Annotated in this window: 20 protein-coding genes; 4 read left to right on the top strand and 16 right to left on the bottom strand. The window is 55.3% G+C overall.

Annotated elements, in window-relative coordinates; genetic code table 11:
* Positions 1-4 precede the first annotated feature (4 nt).
* Together E6C60_RS00865 and E6C60_RS00860 are read left to right on the top strand one after the other, a co-directional pair.
* Positions 5-1,150: a sensor histidine kinase gene (locus tag E6C60_RS00865; RefSeq protein WP_138224030.1), complete on the top strand. Its 1,146-nt coding sequence runs from the start codon at positions 5-7 to the stop codon at positions 1,148-1,150.
* Positions 1,147-1,758: a response regulator transcription factor gene (locus tag E6C60_RS00860; RefSeq protein WP_138224029.1), complete on the top strand. Its 612-nt coding sequence runs from the start codon at positions 1,147-1,149 to the stop codon at positions 1,756-1,758. Before E6C60_RS00865 ends, E6C60_RS00860 begins: the two co-directional genes overlap by 4 nt.
* A 48-nt stretch (positions 1,759-1,806) precedes the next feature.
* Here E6C60_RS00860 and E6C60_RS00855 read toward each other — a convergent pair whose 3' ends face one another.
* The 4 genes from E6C60_RS00855 to E6C60_RS00840 form a co-directional block, all read right to left on the bottom strand.
* The gene (locus E6C60_RS00855) at positions 1,807-2,013 is read right to left on the bottom strand and encodes a DUF4177 domain-containing protein (protein WP_138224028.1); all 207 of its coding nucleotides are present in this window, start codon (positions 2,011-2,013) and stop codon (positions 1,807-1,809) included.
* A 58-nt stretch (positions 2,014-2,071) separates the two neighbouring features.
* Positions 2,072-2,572 carry a YcxB family protein gene (locus E6C60_RS00850; RefSeq protein WP_175415120.1) on the bottom strand — a complete coding sequence of 167 codons (501 nt, stop codon included), beginning with the start codon at positions 2,570-2,572 and terminating at the stop codon, positions 2,072-2,074.
* Between the two features lie 118 nt (positions 2,573-2,690).
* A complete protein-coding gene (locus tag E6C60_RS00845) occupies positions 2,691-3,716 on the bottom strand; it encodes a FecCD family ABC transporter permease (protein WP_138224026.1) in 1,026 nt (341 codons plus the stop codon).
* Complete coding sequence (locus tag E6C60_RS00840) at positions 3,706-4,716, bottom strand: FecCD family ABC transporter permease (protein ID WP_138224025.1); 1,011 nt, start codon at positions 4,714-4,716, stop codon at positions 3,706-3,708. The genes E6C60_RS00845 and E6C60_RS00840 overlap by 11 nt, the downstream gene beginning before the upstream one ends.
* Before the next feature lie 203 nt (positions 4,717-4,919).
* On the opposite strand from E6C60_RS00840, the gene E6C60_RS00835 reads away from it, so the two are divergent.
* On the top strand, positions 4,920-5,930 hold the full coding sequence (locus E6C60_RS00835) for an ABC transporter substrate-binding protein (protein ID WP_138224024.1): 1,011 nt from the start codon (positions 4,920-4,922) through the stop codon (positions 5,928-5,930).
* Between the two features lie 170 nt (positions 5,931-6,100).
* Here E6C60_RS00835 and E6C60_RS00830 read toward each other — a convergent pair whose 3' ends face one another.
* On the bottom strand, positions 6,101-7,144 hold the full coding sequence (locus E6C60_RS00830) for a CotH kinase family protein (RefSeq protein WP_138224023.1): 1,044 nt from the start codon (positions 7,142-7,144) through the stop codon (positions 6,101-6,103).
* A gap of 137 nt (positions 7,145-7,281) precedes the next feature.
* Here E6C60_RS00830 and E6C60_RS00825 point away from each other — a divergent pair, with 137 nt between their 5' ends.
* Positions 7,282-7,884 (top strand): hypothetical protein, encoded by a 603-nt coding sequence (locus E6C60_RS00825; protein ID WP_138224022.1) that lies wholly within the window; start codon positions 7,282-7,284, stop codon positions 7,882-7,884.
* A 178-nt stretch (positions 7,885-8,062) separates the two neighbouring features.
* Here E6C60_RS00825 and E6C60_RS00820 read toward each other — a convergent pair whose 3' ends face one another.
* The 11 genes from E6C60_RS00820 to hisD form a co-directional block, all read right to left on the bottom strand.
* On the bottom strand, positions 8,063-8,545 hold the full coding sequence (locus tag E6C60_RS00820) for a hypothetical protein (RefSeq protein WP_138224021.1): 483 nt from the start codon (positions 8,543-8,545) through the stop codon (positions 8,063-8,065).
* 151 nt (positions 8,546-8,696) lie between these two features.
* Complete coding sequence (trxB, locus tag E6C60_RS00815) at positions 8,697-9,650, bottom strand: thioredoxin-disulfide reductase (RefSeq protein ID WP_138224020.1); 954 nt, start codon at positions 9,648-9,650, stop codon at positions 8,697-8,699.
* Between the two features lie 47 nt (positions 9,651-9,697).
* Entirely contained in the window at positions 9,698-11,419 is a 1,722-nt protein-coding gene (locus E6C60_RS00810) for a tetratricopeptide repeat protein (protein WP_138224018.1), read from the bottom strand.
* A gap of 91 nt (positions 11,420-11,510) precedes the next feature.
* The gene (locus E6C60_RS00805) at positions 11,511-12,458 is read right to left on the bottom strand and encodes a ribose-phosphate diphosphokinase (protein ID WP_138224016.1); all 948 of its coding nucleotides are present in this window, start codon (positions 12,456-12,458) and stop codon (positions 11,511-11,513) included.
* Positions 12,459-12,666: 208 nt separating this feature from the next.
* Positions 12,667-13,485, bottom strand: coding sequence for a histidinol-phosphatase HisJ (hisJ, locus tag E6C60_RS00800; RefSeq protein WP_138224015.1), 819 nt, complete (start codon positions 13,483-13,485; stop codon positions 12,667-12,669).
* Between the two features lie 15 nt (positions 13,486-13,500).
* Positions 13,501-14,214 carry a bifunctional phosphoribosyl-AMP cyclohydrolase/phosphoribosyl-ATP diphosphatase HisIE gene (hisIE, locus tag E6C60_RS00795; protein WP_138224014.1) on the bottom strand — a complete coding sequence of 238 codons (714 nt, stop codon included), beginning with the start codon at positions 14,212-14,214 and terminating at the stop codon, positions 13,501-13,503.
* Entirely contained in the window at positions 14,211-14,969 is a 759-nt protein-coding gene (gene hisF / locus E6C60_RS00790; RefSeq protein WP_138224013.1) for an imidazole glycerol phosphate synthase subunit HisF, read from the bottom strand. Before hisF ends, hisIE begins: the two co-directional genes overlap by 4 nt.
* Before the next feature lie 24 nt (positions 14,970-14,993).
* Positions 14,994-15,728 carry a 1-(5-phosphoribosyl)-5-[(5-phosphoribosylamino)methylideneamino]imidazole-4-carboxamide isomerase gene (gene hisA, locus E6C60_RS00785; RefSeq protein WP_175415119.1) on the bottom strand — a complete coding sequence of 245 codons (735 nt, stop codon included), beginning with the start codon at positions 15,726-15,728 and terminating at the stop codon, positions 14,994-14,996.
* 29 nt (positions 15,729-15,757) lie between these two features.
* A complete protein-coding gene (gene hisH, locus E6C60_RS00780; RefSeq protein WP_138224011.1) occupies positions 15,758-16,378 on the bottom strand; it encodes an imidazole glycerol phosphate synthase subunit HisH in 621 nt (206 codons plus the stop codon).
* Between the two features lie 3 nt (positions 16,379-16,381).
* On the bottom strand, positions 16,382-16,984 hold the full coding sequence (hisB, locus tag E6C60_RS00775) for an imidazoleglycerol-phosphate dehydratase HisB (RefSeq protein ID WP_138224010.1): 603 nt from the start codon (positions 16,982-16,984) through the stop codon (positions 16,382-16,384).
* Positions 16,981-18,285, bottom strand: a complete 1,305-nt coding sequence (hisD, locus tag E6C60_RS00770) for a histidinol dehydrogenase (protein WP_138224009.1) — start codon at positions 18,283-18,285, stop codon at positions 16,981-16,983. The genes hisB and hisD overlap by 4 nt, the downstream gene beginning before the upstream one ends.
* Positions 18,286-18,303 lie beyond the last annotated feature (18 nt).

Raw genomic sequence — 18,303 nt, 5'->3', positions numbered from 1 at the left:
CCCATTGAAGCAGCCAATTGAGCTATTTCCGCGCAAGCTGGGACTGCTCCCTTATGTATTTCTCATTTATTTATTTCTCCCGATCGTCAATCTGTTTACTTACGAGGATGGCCTGAGGTTCGGGTTTGGCGTGGTCATGCTGCTCTTGTTCCTCGTGTCATACCGGGAGCTGTACTTCGGGGAAACTCGGCCCGGCTTTCTATTCTGGCTGCTGCTGCAGCTGGGAATCATATTCACGTTCTCCATGCTCTACGGTCTTACGTATTTGTTTATGGGCTTTTATACGGCTAATTTTATCGGCTGGTATACCCAGTCCCGTAAATTCTGGAGTGCCCTGCTGCTGCTCTATATGGTAGAGCTGATCCCGCTGATATATCGAATCAGCCAGGCTTGGAATCCCGATCTGCTCTTTGTATTTCCTTTTATGATCATTATGCTACTTTCTCCATTCGCCATTCGCTCCATGAACAGCAAGCTGGAGCTGAAAGCGCAGCTGGATCAGGCGAATGAGCAGATACGCAATTTGATCAAGGGGGAGGAACGGATGCGGATTGCCCGGGATTTGCATGATACGCTGGGACATACGCTGTCCTTGATTACTTTGAAGAGCCAGGTGATCGACAAGCTTGCTGCCGTAAATCCGGATCAGGTCCGGGAGGAAGCCCGGGAGATCGAGAGACAGTCGCGCGCCGCGCTCCGCCAGGTTCGCGAGCTTGTGTCCGATATGCGCACTGCCACGCTGGCCGGCGAGCTGAAGGAGGCCGCTGTGCTTTTAAGCAGCGCGGGAATAGAGATGACGATCGAAGGCGAGCCCCATTTTCAGAGGATGCCGGATACGACGCACAACATTCTAAGTCTTTGCCTGAGAGAAGCCATTACGAACATCGTGAAGCACAGCCAGGCCTCCCACTGCCGCCTCTCTTTTCAGCAGACGGACAGAGACTGGCAAATGACGGTACAGGATGACGGTATCGGGATTTCCCGTGAGGCCGCAAGCTTTAACGTCAGGGAGAAGAACGGGCTGAAGGGTATGGCAGAACGGCTAGCCTTGGTCAATGGCAAAATGGAGCTGCTGAACGCAAAGGGCACACTCCTTCAGCTTTCAGTACCGATTGTCGTGAAGGACCCCCAAAGGAGTGAGGCAGGATGAGCATCCGGGTGTTTATTGCAGAAGACCAGCGCATGGTGCGGGGAGCACTGGCCCTGCTGCTGGATTTAGAAGAGGATATTGAGGTGGTTGGCCAGGCGGGCGACGGCCAGGAGGCGCTGAATGTCATCCGGCAGCTGCAGCCGGACATTGCGCTGCTGGATATCGAGATGCCGGTCTTGTCGGGACTTGAGGTTGCCGAAAAAATCGCGACAACTGTCCCGACATGCCGGTGCGTGATACTCACGACCTTCGCAAGGCCGGGATATTTCGAGCGGGCGGTGAAGGCAGGTGTACAGGGCTATCTGCTGAAGGACGAGCCCAGCGAGCGATTGGCTGAAGCGCTGCGGCGCATTATGGACGGCCGGCGGGAGGTATCGCCAGAGCTTGTGTTCGGCACCGTGAGAGAGGCCAACCCGTTGTCGCAGCGGGAGCAGCAGATTTTGCGCCTGGCTGCGAACGGCAGCAGTTCCAGTGACATCGCACAGCAGCTTCACCTCTCCTACGGTACGGTTCGCAATTATATGTCAGAGGCACTGAACAAGCTGGGGGCCCGAAACCGGCTGGAGGCCATTGCTCTGGCCGAAGAAAAAGGCTGGATCTCATCATGAGAATCCAGCCTTTACCGTGCTATACGGCGGCCAAGGAGCCGCTTTTTTTTATAATCCTGTAAAGGCACGGCGCTTAAAGATCGCAATAATATCCCGCGACTGTCCTTGAGAAATGCTCGTATCAAAGCACGACACCAGCTCCCAGCCCTCGTACCCGAGACCGTTAAACAGCTCGCTCAGATCCTCCTCGTCCACCTTTCCGCCCAGAAACCCCTTGGTGGCGTACTTGACCGTCTTGTACTCCCATTGCTCCATGGATTCCACCTCCTCTCCTTTCTCCTCTGGCTAATAGCATCCGCTTAACGCCGACCGCTCATGCAAATGTCTTATTGGAGTAGTCCTCAACTGCCTTCACATATGATTGCTCTGCCTCAGGACTTCCAAAGGAACGCTTCGGAATGATGACCGCTTGCATCGAATTCACGAAAATATACAAGTAATCCCCATCCCGCCGCAAATCATGAATGCCGCTCCAGTCATAGCGCAGCTGGGTCTTGTCGTTGGACTCGTGCACCGCTGTACGGTCCACGGTAATGGTTCGTTCCCCCAGAATGCCCTCATTATGCTTCACCATGCTCATCGTACGGCTCTTGATCCGGTATACAAACAGCAGGTCGCACAGAATGCCGATCAGCACGCCCACCACCACTGAATACACCCAGTCAAAGCTGGAGAATCTCAGCAGCAGAATACTGAGCAGCGGTACGGAAATCAGCGCTGACAGCATCATCGTTCTATACTTCGGCATATGAAACATCACATACCGGTTAAAGCGCCAAAAATCTTCTTTGTGTAAATCAACGTGTACTTCCATCGGTTCTCTCTCCATTCTGAATGGTCACGGCTCCCTGCCGGGCTTTCGGTCCATTATATCACAGGTTGGATATACAAAAGCGCCGCTCTCTCTAGAGACAACGGCACTTCATGGGAAGCTACATTCTTTTATATAACAGGTAAAAAAAGAACGGCGCACCAATCGCAGCGGTAAACACGCCTGCCGGTATGTCCAGCGGCTGGAACAGCATCCGCCCGGCGAGGTCCGCCAGCAGCAGAATGACCGCGCCGATCAGCGCCGCGGTTGGCATCAGGATGCCGTAGGCGCTGCCTACCAGTCGCCTTGCGATATGCGGAGCAATCAAGCCGATAAAGGACAGCGTGCCGGCAATGCCCACCGCCGCTCCCGCCAGGGCAATGCTGCATAGAATAATGAGCATCCTGTCCCGCTGAATCCGCGTTCCAAGCCCGATAGCGACCGTATCGCCCATCGACTGCGCGTTCAGCGAGCGGGAGAAGAGAAAGGACAGCGGAATGATGACACCTGCCCAGGGCGCGATGGCCGCAACCTGCTTCCAGCCTGTGCCATAGACGCTGCCCGTAATCCAGTTCAGCACCTGAGCCGCATGATAAGCTGTGCCGCTGATCAGCAGGAACGTGGTCATCGCGCTGAGGGCTGTCGAAATGCCTACGCCGATCAGCACGAGCCGCAGCGGTGAAACGCCATTCTTCCACGCCAGCACGTATACCAGCATGCCCGCTCCCAGTGCCCCGAGAATCGCCAGCACCGGAATGAAGTGATAGCTGAATGCGCCGGTGTACAGAGTCATAAAGGCCACGACCACCACAGAGGCCCCGCCGGTGACACCGATCAGATCCGGGGCAGCGAGCGGATTACGAATCACGCCCTGCAGCAAGGCGCCGGCTACCGCCAGCATGGCTCCTACCAGCAAGGCAGCCAAGACTCGGGGCAGACGGAACTGGATGACAATCAAGGAACTGCCGCTCTCTCCAAGCCCCAGCAGGGAAGCGGCTACCTCTAGCAGCGGAATTGTGGTGCTGCCGACCGAGATGCTGATCAGCACTAGCAGGATGACCAGCAGCGAAAGCACGCTTAAGATGAGCGCATTTCTTCGGCGGCGGGAGGCAGGATCGTGGCGGACTGCATTCAGTTTATAAGACATAGGACTTCCTCCGTACGATATAAATCAGAAATGGAACGCCAATCAATGCCATGGCAACCCCCACAGGCACCTCTTTTGGCATAATAATGAAGCGCGAGACCAGATCCCCTGAGACGAGCAGGATCCCACCGCCAATGGCACAGTAAGGAATGAGCCAGCGATGGTCGTGACCGACCAGCGAGCGGCACAGATGCGGGACCACAATCCCGACAAAAGCAATCGGCCCCGCAACCGCAACGCCGCTGCCGGCGAGCAGCACGACCGACACACAGGCACCGGCCCGCACCAGAAGCAACGAGATGCCGAGTCCCTTGGACACATCATCGCCCAGCATGGCTACATTCAAGGCTCTTGCCAGCAGCAGCGCCACGACCATGCCGGCTGCGAAATACGGAAGCATCGCCGTGACGTGCTCGATGCTCCGGTTCACGACAGAGCCGATCATCCAGAACATCGCCTGATCCAGTGACTGCTTATCAATCAGAATAATGCCTGAGGTGATGGAGGCCGAAAATGCCGCAATGGCGGAGCCTGCCAGAGTCAGCTTGACGGGGGCAAAGCCCCCGGGCCCGCTAAAGCCAAGCACGAACACAAGCAGAGCGGTCAGGGCCGCGCCTGCAAACGCAATCCAGATCATGCCGCTCATGGTCAAACCGCCCCCAAGAACGGCAATCGCAATGACGATGCACAGTACGGCGCCGGAATTAATGCCGAATATGGACGGAGACGCCAGCGGATTGCGGGTGATGGCCTGCATAACGGCTCCCGAGGCTGCAAGCCCCGCACCGACCATGGCTCCGATCAAGGTCCGCGGCACCCGCGTATCGCGAATAATCATATGCTCGGTAGAGCCATTGAAGGCTTGATAGGTATCCAGCAGCATGCTGAAATTGAAATTTTGCAAACCCAGCAAGATGCTCATCAGCATGACTGCCAGCAGCAGGACCAGCCCCCCAAGCAATCCCCAGAGCCGGGCATTGCGGCTTTGAAGCACTCCCATGATGGTATTCCACTCCCTAAAGGATGTTTAATGGTTCAATCAACCCCTTTATTGTAGATGTGAGCGCTTTACGTGTCAATGAATGTGATAATCATTTTCATTTAAAGTCTTGACAAGTGCTTGTTATCATTTTATATTTTAGTTAATTGATAATGATTGTCATTATCATATATAAAAATGTACATAAGGGGAGAGCATTAAACATGTCATCTTTATTCCGTAATAAATCCTGGCTGGTTCTGTTGGCCTTGTCCATGCTGCTGATCGTTTCGGCCTGCGGTGGAAGCTCCAGCAGTGATACTCCAGCAGAGACGCCGGCGGCTTCCGGCTCCAATAACAACACGAACGAAGGTAGTGCTGCAGAAGGCGAGTCCCGCACCATCAAGCATGCAATGGGAGAAGAGACGCTGACAGGCACACCGGAGCGCGTCGTCGTGCTGACGAACGAAGGTACAGAAGCGCTGCTGGCCGTTGGCGTGAAGCCTGTCGGTGCCGTTCAATCCTGGGTAGGTGACCCTTGGTATGATCATATTAAGGACCAGATGGAAGGCGTTGAAGTGCTGGGGGAGGAAACCCAGCCGAACATCGAGCTGATTGCGGGACTGAAGCCGGATCTCATTATCGGCAACAAGGTTCGTCACGAGCAAATTTATGATCAGCTGAAGCAGATTGCTCCGACTGTATTTGCCGAAGAACTGTCCGGCAACTGGAAGAACAATATGACGCTGTATGCCGAGGCGGTAAACAAGAAAGCCGAAGGCGAGCAAGCTTTTGCTGATTTTGACAAGCGTGTGGAGGAAGTGAAATCCAAGCTTGGCGAGAAGGCGAATACGAAAGTGTCTGTCGTTCGTTTCACAGCAGCAGATGTCCGTACCTACATGAAGGACAGCTTTAGCGGCGTCATGCTGGAGCAGCTCGGCATTGCCAGACCTGCCGAACAGGACAAGAACGAGTTCGTAGAGAAGCTGACGAAGGAACGTATTCCGGCGATGGACGGTGACGTGATGTTCTACTTCGTGCAGGAGGATGTAGGCTCCACCGATGCTCAGAAGGCAGCCGAGGAGTGGATGAACGAGCCGCTCTTCCAGAGCCTAAATGTGGCCAAGACCGGCGAGGTTCATCAAGTGAACGAGGTTGTATGGAACCTGGCTGGCGGCTACCTCGCAGCCAACCTCCTGCTGGAAGAGATTGCGACTTACTTCGAAGTCAATTAATGTAAACCCAGCAAGGGAGCCATCCCCCAAGTAGATCATTATATTTTAAGGATGCCCACATCTGTAAGACAAAAGCATATATACGGCAAAATAACCAGCTCAGGGTGTTATACCTGGCTGGTTATTTTTCTTTGTTAGCTACTATATGTCCCGGGGGAATACCAATACGTTCACAGCTGATGAAGCCGGCTGTAAATATACCCTCTGCGATCCTGGATGTAGCGGTAGATGACGCCGAGATCAGCCTGGATTTCCTGCCTGCTCCATTTGTATTCCTTATCCTTGTATAGCTCCCCTGCGATAGCATCAAACCGCTCTCCCGCCTGCTCCAGCTGCTTATGCGGAGTAAACACCGTATCCATGCTGTGAAGCAGCAGGCTCCGGTACAGCCTGCGGTAGGAGGGGATGCTCAAAATCTGCTCGGTCAGCTTGTTATATCCCGTAATCCGGACCAAATCCGCCCCTACTCTCTTTCCGTAGCAGTTGCGCCCCCAGGTGCCCTCGTAATCCCAAGGCAGCATCTGATAACGCCGGGTTTCTCCATGCTCGTAGATCGTATAGTTTTGATTGAATCCGTCATAATTCCCTGTCAGCACCGCCCCGCATAGCCAGCGTAAATACTGCTCCACGTGAAGATGCTGCTCAAGAAACTGCGCCCTCTCCGCCCTGCTCCCTTCATGCATTCCCTGCAAAAAGGCAACGAACCGCCGCCGCTCCCCTTCGTCCCCGGCGATCAGCCGGTATCCTGCGAACCAGGACAGCCCGCGGCTTTCTTTGTGGGAGAAGTCGGCATGGCGGTTCACCGCGTAAATGATGCTCTTCACGGGAATCCTCCGCCTGCGAAAAAATCGCGGCAGCACAGCCTCAATTTGCAAATACACGCCCGCCCGCTGTTGATTAATATAAAGCAGGCAATGACGGGTTCGGGGACTCGGTACCTTCAACGTCTCAAATAACTTGAACGACAGGGCATTACGAATCAATGATGGATCATCATGCTCAGCATTGAAATGATAGGTGGCTGACGCCGTACGAATTTCGTAAGAGCGCTTGGGATATTCCCGGGTGTGCCCTCCGCGGTAACGGAGGGAGATGGGTACCTCTTTTCCTTTATAAGAGATGCGGGCTTTGACGAACTGCTCCGACCAGATGTGTTTGTTAAGCCAGGCCAGCTTGTTGTCCTCAATCAGGATTCGGTACACCGGCAGCTCCATACCAGGCCTCCTTCCTTCCCCAGGCAGGCAGCTGCTGATCTTGCAGCCTACCTTGCATGAAACCAGTCCCATATTGACCTTCATTACATATAATGTGGCAGTTAGATTTCATTCCCATCTTGAAAGGAGTAGGGACAGTGCGTACAAATAGAACGAAGCCAGTCTCTCCATATTCCAAAAGAACAACCGCACGCGTCAGAGCCTTCACCGCTTGGCCGTGGTCTCCCGCAGCCGGCAATGCTTCAGAGGGAATCGCCGCAACCCCGTCCTCAGGCGGTCAGGCTTCCCCGGGCGCTAACGACGGCTACTTCCCCGGCGAGCCGCTCAGTCAGGCGCACCATGGGCATCAATCCGGCTTCCCCGGCTCGCTCGGGCATGCTTCGCACGGCCATCATTCCAGCGGCCACGCCTCTGCAGGCCACTATTCGCACGGCCATCATTCCAGCGGTCATGCCTCTACGGGTCATCACTCGCAGAGCCACCATTCCGGCCTGTACCCGGATGGACTCCACCCGCCGGATCAGTGGGGCGCATACGACGGCTCCAGCGGTGTTGGCGGCAGCCACTCCTTCGGCAGCGAGCATTGCAGCTGGGCCAGCGAGGGCTGGACGCCGAAGAAGACCCTCAAGAAGCGCAAAAAAAGAGCAGCTGCAGGCGGGCCTTCCAAGCCAGCCAGGACGAAGCCGCGCCCCTCACTGCAGCGCAAGCGAACCGCAAAGCCCAAGTCGAAGCGCTGCTAACAGCGCAGCGCATAGCCATGGCTGGTCCGCAAACGTTATAAAGCATTGTCATACTGACATGGCCATATGCCGTGTCCATCCGATAGCGGATGCCAGCATGGCGTCCGCTTTTTAAGTGTGCACCCGTCCTGTTCTGAGATAGTATATGCAATCCGCCCACCTTGGTGAGCTTTCTTGCTTACAGCGTGTGGTTCTCGGGCTTGGGCTTGCGCACCCGCTCATACACAAAGCCCGCCGTAAACACCAGCAGCATGAGTATGTAAGACATAATAATGATTTGCGCAGCATCGATACTCCCCGTCAGAAGCAGCTGCAGCTGGGTTCCAAATCCTACAATCAGCAGCACATACAGCTGGGCCATCAGTGCAAGCACAAGGCTTCGGGATTCGTCGCCGGCCAGCATAAACTGCCACAGAAACAGCAGCAGACATATTAGCCACAGCGAGTTACCCATGACAAAGCTGAGCGCTGTACTCTTTTTCATCTGCGAGAACTGTCGCCCGGCCCAGAACCAGAACACCACGAATCCGAGATGAATGGTCCAGATCAGCACGCCCGACGCAGGTATCCGCGTCATCAGGGCTTGAAATAACCAGCCGCCCAGCAAGGGGGCAAGCACAATCCAGGTCATTTTATTTTTCTTTAAATAGTCGTTTAGCATCTGTAAGCTCCTCTATCGGCCGTGGACCCTGTCCCGCGCCTCATTTCATCCGCATTATAACATACATCCCGCTCTCGCCCATCATCATCCATATCATAGAGCCGCGCAAAAAAGAGGCCGGTTGCCCGGCCTCTCACCTTCAAAGCTCCATTTACGGATTCAGCGTTTCGCTCCAGTCATGGACCATATGACCTTCAATGAACTTCTCACAATCCATGGCAGCCATACAGCCAGAGCCGGCTGCGGTAATCGCCTGGCGATACCGGGTATCCTGCACGTCACCGCAGGCGAACACGCCTGGAATATTCGTCTCCGTTGTGCCTGGCTTCACCAGAATATATCCGGTCGGATCTGTATTGATCTGGCTTCCCAGGAAGCCTGTGTTCGGCGTATGGCCAATTGCCACGAATACGCCTTCCGCTTCAATCAGCTCTTCGGCGCCAGTCTCGTTGTTCCGAACCTTCAAGCCCTTCACGCCCGTTTCCGTCGTTACGACCTCTAGCGGCGTACGGTCAAGTGCCCACTGAATTTTCTCGTTCTCGCGAGCGCGATCCTGCATGATCTTGGAAGCGCGCAGCTCTTCCCGGCGGTGAACCAATGTGACGCTGGAAGCGAAGCGTGTTAAGAAGCTCGCTTCCTCCATCGCGGAATCGCCTCCGCCCACCACGATAATCTTCTTGCCGCGGAAGAAGAAGCCGTCGCAGGTCGCACATGTGCTGACACCCCGGCCCACATTCTCCTGCTCCCCGGGAATGCCCAGATACTTGGCCGAGGCACCGGTAGAAATGATGACCGACTCAGCCTGCAATTCTCCCATGCCCTCGACATTAATCTTGAATGGACGCTGCGAGAAATCAACAGACTCTACCCAGGCGCTCTTGAATTCCGCACCGAAGCGCTCTGCCTGCTGGCGCATATTATCCATCAGCTCAGGTCCCATGATGCCTTGAGGGAATCCCGGAAAGTTCTCGACTTCGGTGGTTGTGGTCAACTGGCCCCCCGGCTGCATTCCTTCAATGACCAGTGGCTTCATATTCGCGCGTGCCAGGTAGATGGCTGCGGTCAGTCCGGCAGGGCCGGTTCCGATTACGATTGATTTGTACATAGAGATTGCCTCCTTTATTGGGTCCTGTTGGTTAGCTTGTCCCGGTTCTACGATTTTTCTGTAAACGGGCGAAAATTATTGCGAGCCTCTTCCCGATCGGCATCCGTCATTGCCAGCTGCCGGGCGTAACGCCTCACGGTAGAGGATGAAATCTGATAGCGCTCCGCGAGCTTCTCGTACGTATACGAGTCTCCCGCTAGCTTGCCGGCGGTATACTCCAGCGCTGCCGCCCAGCCGGAAAGGTTACGCATCTTCGGAAGGTCGGGATACATCCGGCTCAGGAATTGTGACCAGAGCCTTTCCATCTCTCTTTTGCGGTAAGGGTCCTGCCGTTGTCCCATAGAGACCGCCAGATCCAGCACCTGCTGCCATTCCTTATGCCACTCCGGAAGGACCTCGTTTAACGAGTCGCTGGGCATCTCGCCCGCTGCCTCCCGGCCTGAAGCTCCCTCCAAGCGCGTTAGCACGAGCTCCGCCGCAGCTTTCAGCTCTACATCCTCTCCTGGCTCCTGAAGAAACAGGTGCAGCGCATGCTGAACCTCTTCATCGGCAATCAGCTCCAGCGTCTGTATAACCTGCAGCTTGATGTGAGGCTCGCCATGGCGAAGCGCCCAGAAGAAGGAGGAGCGGATTAACGGATTGCTCTTCGCTTCCTCAGTCAAGGCAGCTCCATCATGCTCCCACACCTTAAACTGCTCTTCAAAGGGGAGATGATAGTGATAGCTGACCTTCAAGCTTCCGGAATCACTTTCCTGCAAAGAGTCCAGCTGAGCCAGGTAGAAATCAGCGACATCATTTGCCGGGTCCAGCCTCTTGCACTGACGCCAGTATCTGACCGCATCTTCCATTCTGCCGCTGTTGCAGGCTGCAACGGCTGTATAATGATACAGGCTTGCATCACTGCTAAATTCCTCATCCTTCGTCAGACGGCGAAAATGGCCGTAGGCCGCTTCGTGCCTCCCCAGAATGCCCATCGTTGTCGCGAGCTTGAAGACATGCTCCTGATGAAACGGAATCGTAACAGACAGCATGTCCAGCAGACGGTGAAGCCCTTCCTCATCCTTCTCATGCTGATAAAAAATCGCCAGATTGCACAGCGCATGCAGATTGCCCGGCTCCTTGTCCAGCACATCACCGATGACCTCCTTCGCCTTCGCGAAGCGGCCCATGTAATAGAAGGCAAGCGCCAGATTATTGCGGGCCGACATAAAGTCCGGACAGTCCTCTACAATCGTCTCCAACAGCTTGGCAGCCTGAGCGAATTTCCCTTCCTCCAGCAGCGCCCGTGCCTGCTCATGCTCCACCATGCCCTCGCGGCTCTTGATCTTGTTCACCTTCGTGGGCCGGTTTAGCTCATAGTGAAGCAGCTCCATCATCTCTTCGGCCTCGTCCATAAACTGGCCGCTGGAATCCTCCTCCAGATACGTAATCAGCGCCTGCTCGGCTTCTTCAAACTGCTCCAGATTCGCGTAGTTGTTCGCCATATAGAAATGGCATTCCGTCATCGAGGAATCTACCTGATCCAGTATATGCTTCAATACCCGGTTCGAGCCCTCATAATCACCGGTCTCTGATAATATACCCGCCATATTGCAATGATTCACAGGATTATCCGGTTCATATTCCACAGCCTTGCGAAAATATTTCAGCGCCTTGCCATATTGGAAACGGTCCAGCGACTTCACGGCGCGTTCAAAGAAAAAATTAGCGTTGTAATCGATAGGAATTATATTTTGCAGGTCCTGATGACCTGGAATGTTTGCATGCATCGAAGCAAGACACCTCCTTTAACTTGCTTCTCTCTATCCTCAACAGTATACCATGATCTCCTGCCGCTTGCAGAGAAAAAGACGCCGGTCATCAGACGCCGGCGTCTTTAAATAAGGTCGCAATGCTGCCGCCTTCCATAATAATATGGATGGCTTCAGCGAGGATCGGCGCTGCCGATAAGATGGTCATGCCTTTCATCGGCGGCTCCCGAAGCGCGATGGAATCTGTCACTACCAGCTCCTTGATATGGCCATGATCCAGGCGGGACAATGCCTCCCCCGAGAATACGCCATGCGTCGCACATACGATCGTATCCTTGGCGCCTAACTTCTTGAGAGACTCCACGACCTGTACAATGGTAGTACCTGTGTCAATAATATCTTCGATGATGATCGGCGTGCGTCCTTCTACGTCTCCAACCACATGCGTAATGACCGCTTCATTGTGGGCCGGGCGCTGCTTGACCATCATCGCAAAGCCCGCACCCAGCCGGCCTGCCAGCTTCTCGGCAATTTTAGCCCGGCCGGCATCAGGAGAGACGATGACCGGCTGCTCCAGCTGCTTGCTTCTCAGGTAGTTGGTGATCAGATCCATGGCCGTCAGATGATCGACTGGAATATTGAAGAAGCCCTGAATAGCCGGGGCATGCAGATCAATGGTAATGACGCGGCTGGCTCCGGCTGTCGTCAGCACATCGGCGACCATTTTGGCGGATATGGGCTCGCGGGGTGCAGCTTTTCTCTCCTGCCGAGCGTAGCCGTAGTAGGGGACAATAATATTTATCGTGCGTGCAGAGGCCCGCTTGGCCGCATCAATCATAACCAGCAGCTCTACGAACATTTCATTAATCGGATGGGAGAAGGACTGCAGCAGAAACACATCACAATTACGGATGCTTTCCTCATAATGGACGTAGATTTCTCCATTTTTGAAACGGGACAGCTTGATCTTGCCCAATTCGACGCCCAGCTGCCGACTGATATCCGCGGCCAGCCGCGGATTGGATGATCCGGCGAACAGACGAAGTTTCTGATACATGAATGCCTCCTGGAATACCCAAAGTATAGGGATTGCTTGTACTCTATTATAGCGCATCAGGAAAGCGCTGTCGCGCAAGCAGGCCGTCTCCATCAGCCGCCAGTCCGCGCTCCTCATAAGAACATAGAGCGCGGGACTATGACTTCAGGAAACAGCCTGTATGGTTGGCGGTACATTTAGAACAGCTTCAAAAGGCTGGCCGCTTCCATTACAGCGCAGCCATGTCCCGCTGCCGTCCCTCAAAAACAGCCACCTGCTTCACTCCGAGCTCGATTAACAGCTCCCTCGCCTGATCCAGATGCTCACCGAGCTTCAAGGGCTGATGCGCGTCAGAGCCGAGCGTCAGCGGAATGCCGAGCCGAAGGGCCTCCTCCAGCATACGCCGGCTTGGAAACATCTCCCGGCAGTCCTTGCTCAGACCGGAGGCGTTCAGCTCCATCGCCTTGCCGCTCCGGCGGACAGCGGCCAGCGCCTCATTCTCCAGCGCCACAACCTCATCCTGATGCTTCGGCCCAGGGGTAAAGCCGAAGCGCTTGATGACATCCAGATGTCCCATAATGTCATACAAGCCTGTCGATGCCGCCTTGCAGACCGCATCGTAATAGCGCCTGTATACCGTGATCGGGTCACGCCCCTCCCAGCCATGGGTCTGGCGGTAATCGGTAATATCCCATTTTCCGAGAAAATGGACCGAGCCGATCACATAATCCCAAGGATACGCCTCAATCACCTTCCGGACGTCCTCTTCATAGCCTTCGATATAGTCCCCTTCCAGGCCGACACGGATCTCAATCTGGCCTTTATAGCGCTCCTTGAGGGTCAGGCATTCCTCCACATAGCGTGGAAGCTCCTCCATCGGCATCGCCATCTCCGGGTAATATTCATGCGGCTTAATATGAATAAGCGGCATGTGATCGGACAGGCCCAGCTGGTCCAGCCCAATCTCAATGCCCCGCAATACATACTCTTCCAGTGCTCCAACAGCGTGTCCGCACCGGGCATGGTGAGTGTGATAGTCAATATGCATAGCCTTGTGCCCTCTTTAACCGTCGCGGCGTGGACGCTCATGACGGCGGCCCAGCTCGTCCAGAATATGATCCAATGGCAGCTTGCGCTCCTGCAGCAGCACCATCAGATGGTAAATCAGATCGCTGACCTCCAGGCGCAGCTCCTCGTTATCGCGATTTTTAGCCGCAATAATCGTCTCGGAGGCTTCTTCCCCGATCTTTTTCAGAATCTTATCCACGCCTTTATCGAACAGATAGGTCGTATATGCCCCTTCCGGACGCTCTGCTTCCCGCTGTGCAATGACCTGCTCCAGCTCACCCAGCACTGCAAAGCGGTCTTGGCTGCCCGAGGACTGCACATCTTCGCCGGACACTGTCGATTGTCCCTGAACGGTAATCGTGTTGAAGAAGCAGGTATTCTCGCCGGTGTGACAAGCAGGTCCTTTAGGATCTACCAGCACCAGCAGCGTGTCGCCATCACAATCGTAGGACAGAGAGATCACCGTCTGCGTATTGCCTGAGGTTGCCCCCTTGTTCCACAGCTCCTTTCGGGAGCGGCTCCAGAACCAGGTTTCTCCTTTTTCCAGGGTCAGCTGCAGGGATTCCCGGTTCATGTATGCCATCATTAATACTTCCTTGGTCTCTGCATCCTGCACGATCGCCGGAACCAGACCATTCTCGTCCCAGCGGATATGCTCCGACACCTGCTGCAAGGACAAATCCTGCATCATGTCATCATGTACGCTCATCGGATCTCCACTCCTTTATGCTTCAATTGTTGTTTCAGTTGAGGAATCCCGATTTCTTTATAGTGAAAAATCGTCGCCGCCAGCCCCGCATCTGCCCGGCCGTCGGTGAACACATCATAGAAATGCTCTTCCTTCCCGGCTCCGCCAGAGGCGATCACCGGAATGGATACCGTACTGCACACGGCCGAGGTCAGCTTCAGGTCGAAGCCATCCTTCGTGCCGTCGGCATCCATGCTGGTCAGCAGAATTTCTCCGGCCCCCAGCGACTCCGCCTGTTTAACCCAATCCAGTGCCTTAATGCCGGAAGGGGTACGTCCGCCGTGCGTGTACACCTCCCACTCATCCCACTCCGGATTGAACCTTGCGTCCACGGCTACGACGACACACTGAGAGCCGAAGCGCCGTGCACCGGCGGATATAAGCTCTGGCTGCCTCACAGCTGCCGTGTTCATGCCGATCTTGTCCGCACCGGCGCGCAGGATCCGCTTCATATCGTCCACCGAGGAAATGCCGCCGCCGACGGTAAAGGGAATCGCAATCTCTCCCGCCGTCCGCCGTACAACCTCCTCCATCGTCGCCCGGCCTTCCACGGAAGCGGAGATATCCAGAAAGACCAGCTCATCGGCGCCTTCCCGGTCATACAGCGCAGCTAGCTCTACCGGATCTCCGGCATCACGCAGATTGACAAAGTTAACCCCTTTAACGACCCGTCCATCCTTCACATCCAGACAAGGTATAATCCGCTTGGCCAGCATCCTTCACATCTCCCCCGATTAATTTTACTTCTGAATCTTCTGGACAGCCTCTGCCAGATCAATATTTCCTGTGTACAGCGCCTTGCCTACAATGGCGCCGCCGACACCGTCCTCGCGGTGCTTGCCCAGAGCCTCCAGATCCTCCATCCGCGTCACACCGCCTGAGGCGATAACCGTCCGGCCGCTGGCCTTGGCTAAAGCTACAATGGCTTCCACATTCGGTCCCTGCATCATGCCGTCCCGGGAAATATCGGTAAAAATAAAGTTTTCCGCGCCCTTCGCCGCAAGCTCCTTCGCCAGCACCTCAGCCTGCACCTCTGACGTTTCCAGCCAGCCGCGGGTTGCGACATATCCGTTTCGGGCATCAATGCCGATCGCCACCTTATCTCCATAGCGGCCCAGTACCGTTTCCGTGAATACCCGGTCCTCAATGGCGGCTGTGCCGATAATAACCCGGCTCACACCGAGAGAGAGCAGACGCTCAACATCCTCGATCCGGCGCAGTCCGCCGCCAACCTGAACCGGAACCTGAACATGGGCTGCAATTTGAGCAATGATCTCATCATTGACGGGATGCCCCGCTTTCGCTCCATCCAGGTCCACCAGATGAATGAATTTGCCTCCCTGCTCTTCCCATGAACGGGCTACAGACAGCGGACTGTCGTTGTAAACCGTTTCCTGGTTATAATCTCCTTGCACGAGCCGGACGCACTTGCCGCCGCGGATATCAATCGCGGGATAAATAATGAATGATGACATTTGCAGATTCCCCGTTTCTGTAGAAATAATTAGCTTGCTCCATCCGTTAACGCCAGAAAGCCTCGCAAGAGGCTCATGCCGAGCTCCCCGCTTTTCTCCGGGTGAAACTGCATGCCGTATACATGCCCCCGACCGACAATGGCGGTCACCGTTTGCCCGTAATCCGTCACGGCCAGAAGATCACTGTTCACTTCAGGAAGAACATGATACGAGTGGACAAAGTACACATGGCCCTCCTCAAGCCCCGCAAACAGCGGCACATCCGGCTGCAGGAAGCTCAGGCTGTTCCAGCCCATATGCGGCACCTTGTAATCTCCACCTGTAAACCGGACGACCTTGCCGGGCAAAATATTCAAGCCCTCATGCACACCATGCTCTTCACTTTGACTGAACAGCAGCTGCATCCCGAGACAAATCCCTAACAGCGGCGCTGTCCCGGCCGCAGCCTCACGCATGACCTGATCAAGCCCGCTTTCCCGCAAATGCTCCATCGCATCTCCAAATGCGCCGACCCCTGGCAGAATAATGCCGTCCGCCGACAAGATTTCCTCCCGCACTCCGGTAATCAGCGGCTCATAGCCGAGCCGCTCTACCGCTTTGCTGACACTATGGAGATTGCCCATGCCGTAATCCACTACCGCAATGGCCATGTATTACAGCACTCCCTTCGTGGATGGCACGCCCGTAACGCGGGGATCAATACTCGTTGCCTCATCCAGAGCGCGTCCCAGTGCTTTAAACACCGCTTCAATCATGTGATGCGTATTGTGTCCGTAATGCACGATGACATGCAGGGTAATGCGCGCCTCCAGAGCCAGCTTCCACAAAAATTCATGCACCATCTGCGTATCAAAAGAGCCGACCTGCTGAGTCGGATATTCCGCACGGTACTCGAAATGAGGCCGGTTGCTAATATCAATGACGACCTGAGCGAGAGACTCGTCCATGGGAACAAAGACGCTGGCATAGCGCTTGATGCCCTTTTTATCACCGAGCGCCTCCCGCAGCACCTGACCCAGACAAATCCCGATATCCTCTACAGTATGGTGATCATCAATCTCGATGTCGCCCTTCGCATTCACGCTGAGGTCAAAGTGTCCGTGCTTCGTGAACAGATCCAGCATATGATTCAAGAACGGCACATCGGTCTCCAGCTGTGACACCCCGGTACCATCCACATTGAATTTCAAGGAAATATCGGTCTCATTCGTTTTGCGGCTGACGCTTGACGTCCGCCCGTTAGCTTCAAAGCTCACTTTGAATTCCCCCCTGTTTGTGATTCCTGCTCCAGCCGGATTTCGATCGCTCGGGCATGACCCTCCAGCCCTTCCCGGCGTGCCAGCTCCATGATGGTCTCGCCGTCGCGGAGCAGTGCTTCCTTACTATAGTAAATCATGCTGGATTTCTTAATGAAATCGTCCAGATCGACCGGCGAGGAGAAGCGTGCCGTCCCGTTGGTCGGAATGATATGATTGGGACCGGCAAAATAATCTCCGACCGGCTCTGAGCTGTACGGACCGAGGAAGATGGCACCTGCATTTTCAATCCGGCCCAGGATGCCCATCGGGTCCTCTGTCATAATTTCAAGATGCTCCGGTGCCAGCTTGTTCACGATCGAGATGGCCTCGTCCATGGAGCGAGCCACAATAGCCGCCCCGTAGCTGTCAACCGATGCCCGGGCAATATCGCGGCGCGGCAGCAGCTCCAGCTGGCGTTCTACTTCTGCGCTGACGGCTTTTGCGAGGGCTGGTGACGTCGTCACCAGCACCGCCGAAGCCATTTCATCGTGCTCAGCCTGGGAGAGCAGGTCCGCTGCCGCATACGCTGCCTCAGCACTGTCATCGGCCAGAACGACGATCTCACTCGGGCCGGCAATGCTGTCAATGTTTACAGCACCGTACACCTCGCGCTTCGCCAGCGCCACATAAATGTTGCCGGGCCCGCAAATTTTATCGACAGGAGCAATCGACGCGGTTCCGTAAGCCAGCGCGGCAATCGCCTGAGCGCCGCCCACCCGGTAGATCTCGGTCACACCAGCCTCCGCTGCTGCCACCAGGATGTACGGATTGATACCTTCCGTGCCTCCCGTTGCCGGAGGGGTGACCATCACAATTTCGGGCACCCCGGCTACCTGCGCCGGAATGACGTTCATCAGCACCGAGGAGGGGTAGGCTGCTTTCCCGCCGGGCACATATACACCGACTCGCTGCAGGGGCCGAATAATCTGGCCCAGGATGCTTCCATCCGGCTGCACATCCATCCACGAGCTGCGCTTCTGCTTCTGATGATAGCTGCGAATCCGTTCTGCTGCCGAACGGATTGCGGTCACGAACGACTCCTCCACCTCGTCATACGCAGCCATCAGCTCGCTGTGCTGTACCCGCAGGCCGCTTGCTGTCAGCTTCGTGTTGTCGAACTGCTCCGTATACCGCAGCAGGGCGGCATCACCTTCGCGGCGAACGTTCCGGACAATCTCCTTGACGGCCTCATTCTGCTCGGGTGTACCGTAGTCACTTTCCCGCTTTAAATCAAACTCCTCTGCCGGCACTATTCTCATTCCTGATTCCTCCCCGCC

The organism is Paenibacillus algicola (assembly GCF_005577435.1).
Classification (GTDB): domain Bacteria; phylum Bacillota; class Bacilli; order Paenibacillales; family Paenibacillaceae; genus Paenibacillus_AQ; species Paenibacillus_AQ algicola.
The sequence above is the reverse complement of the archived record's forward strand: the minus strand, read 5'-3'. Positions and strand labels throughout refer to the sequence as shown.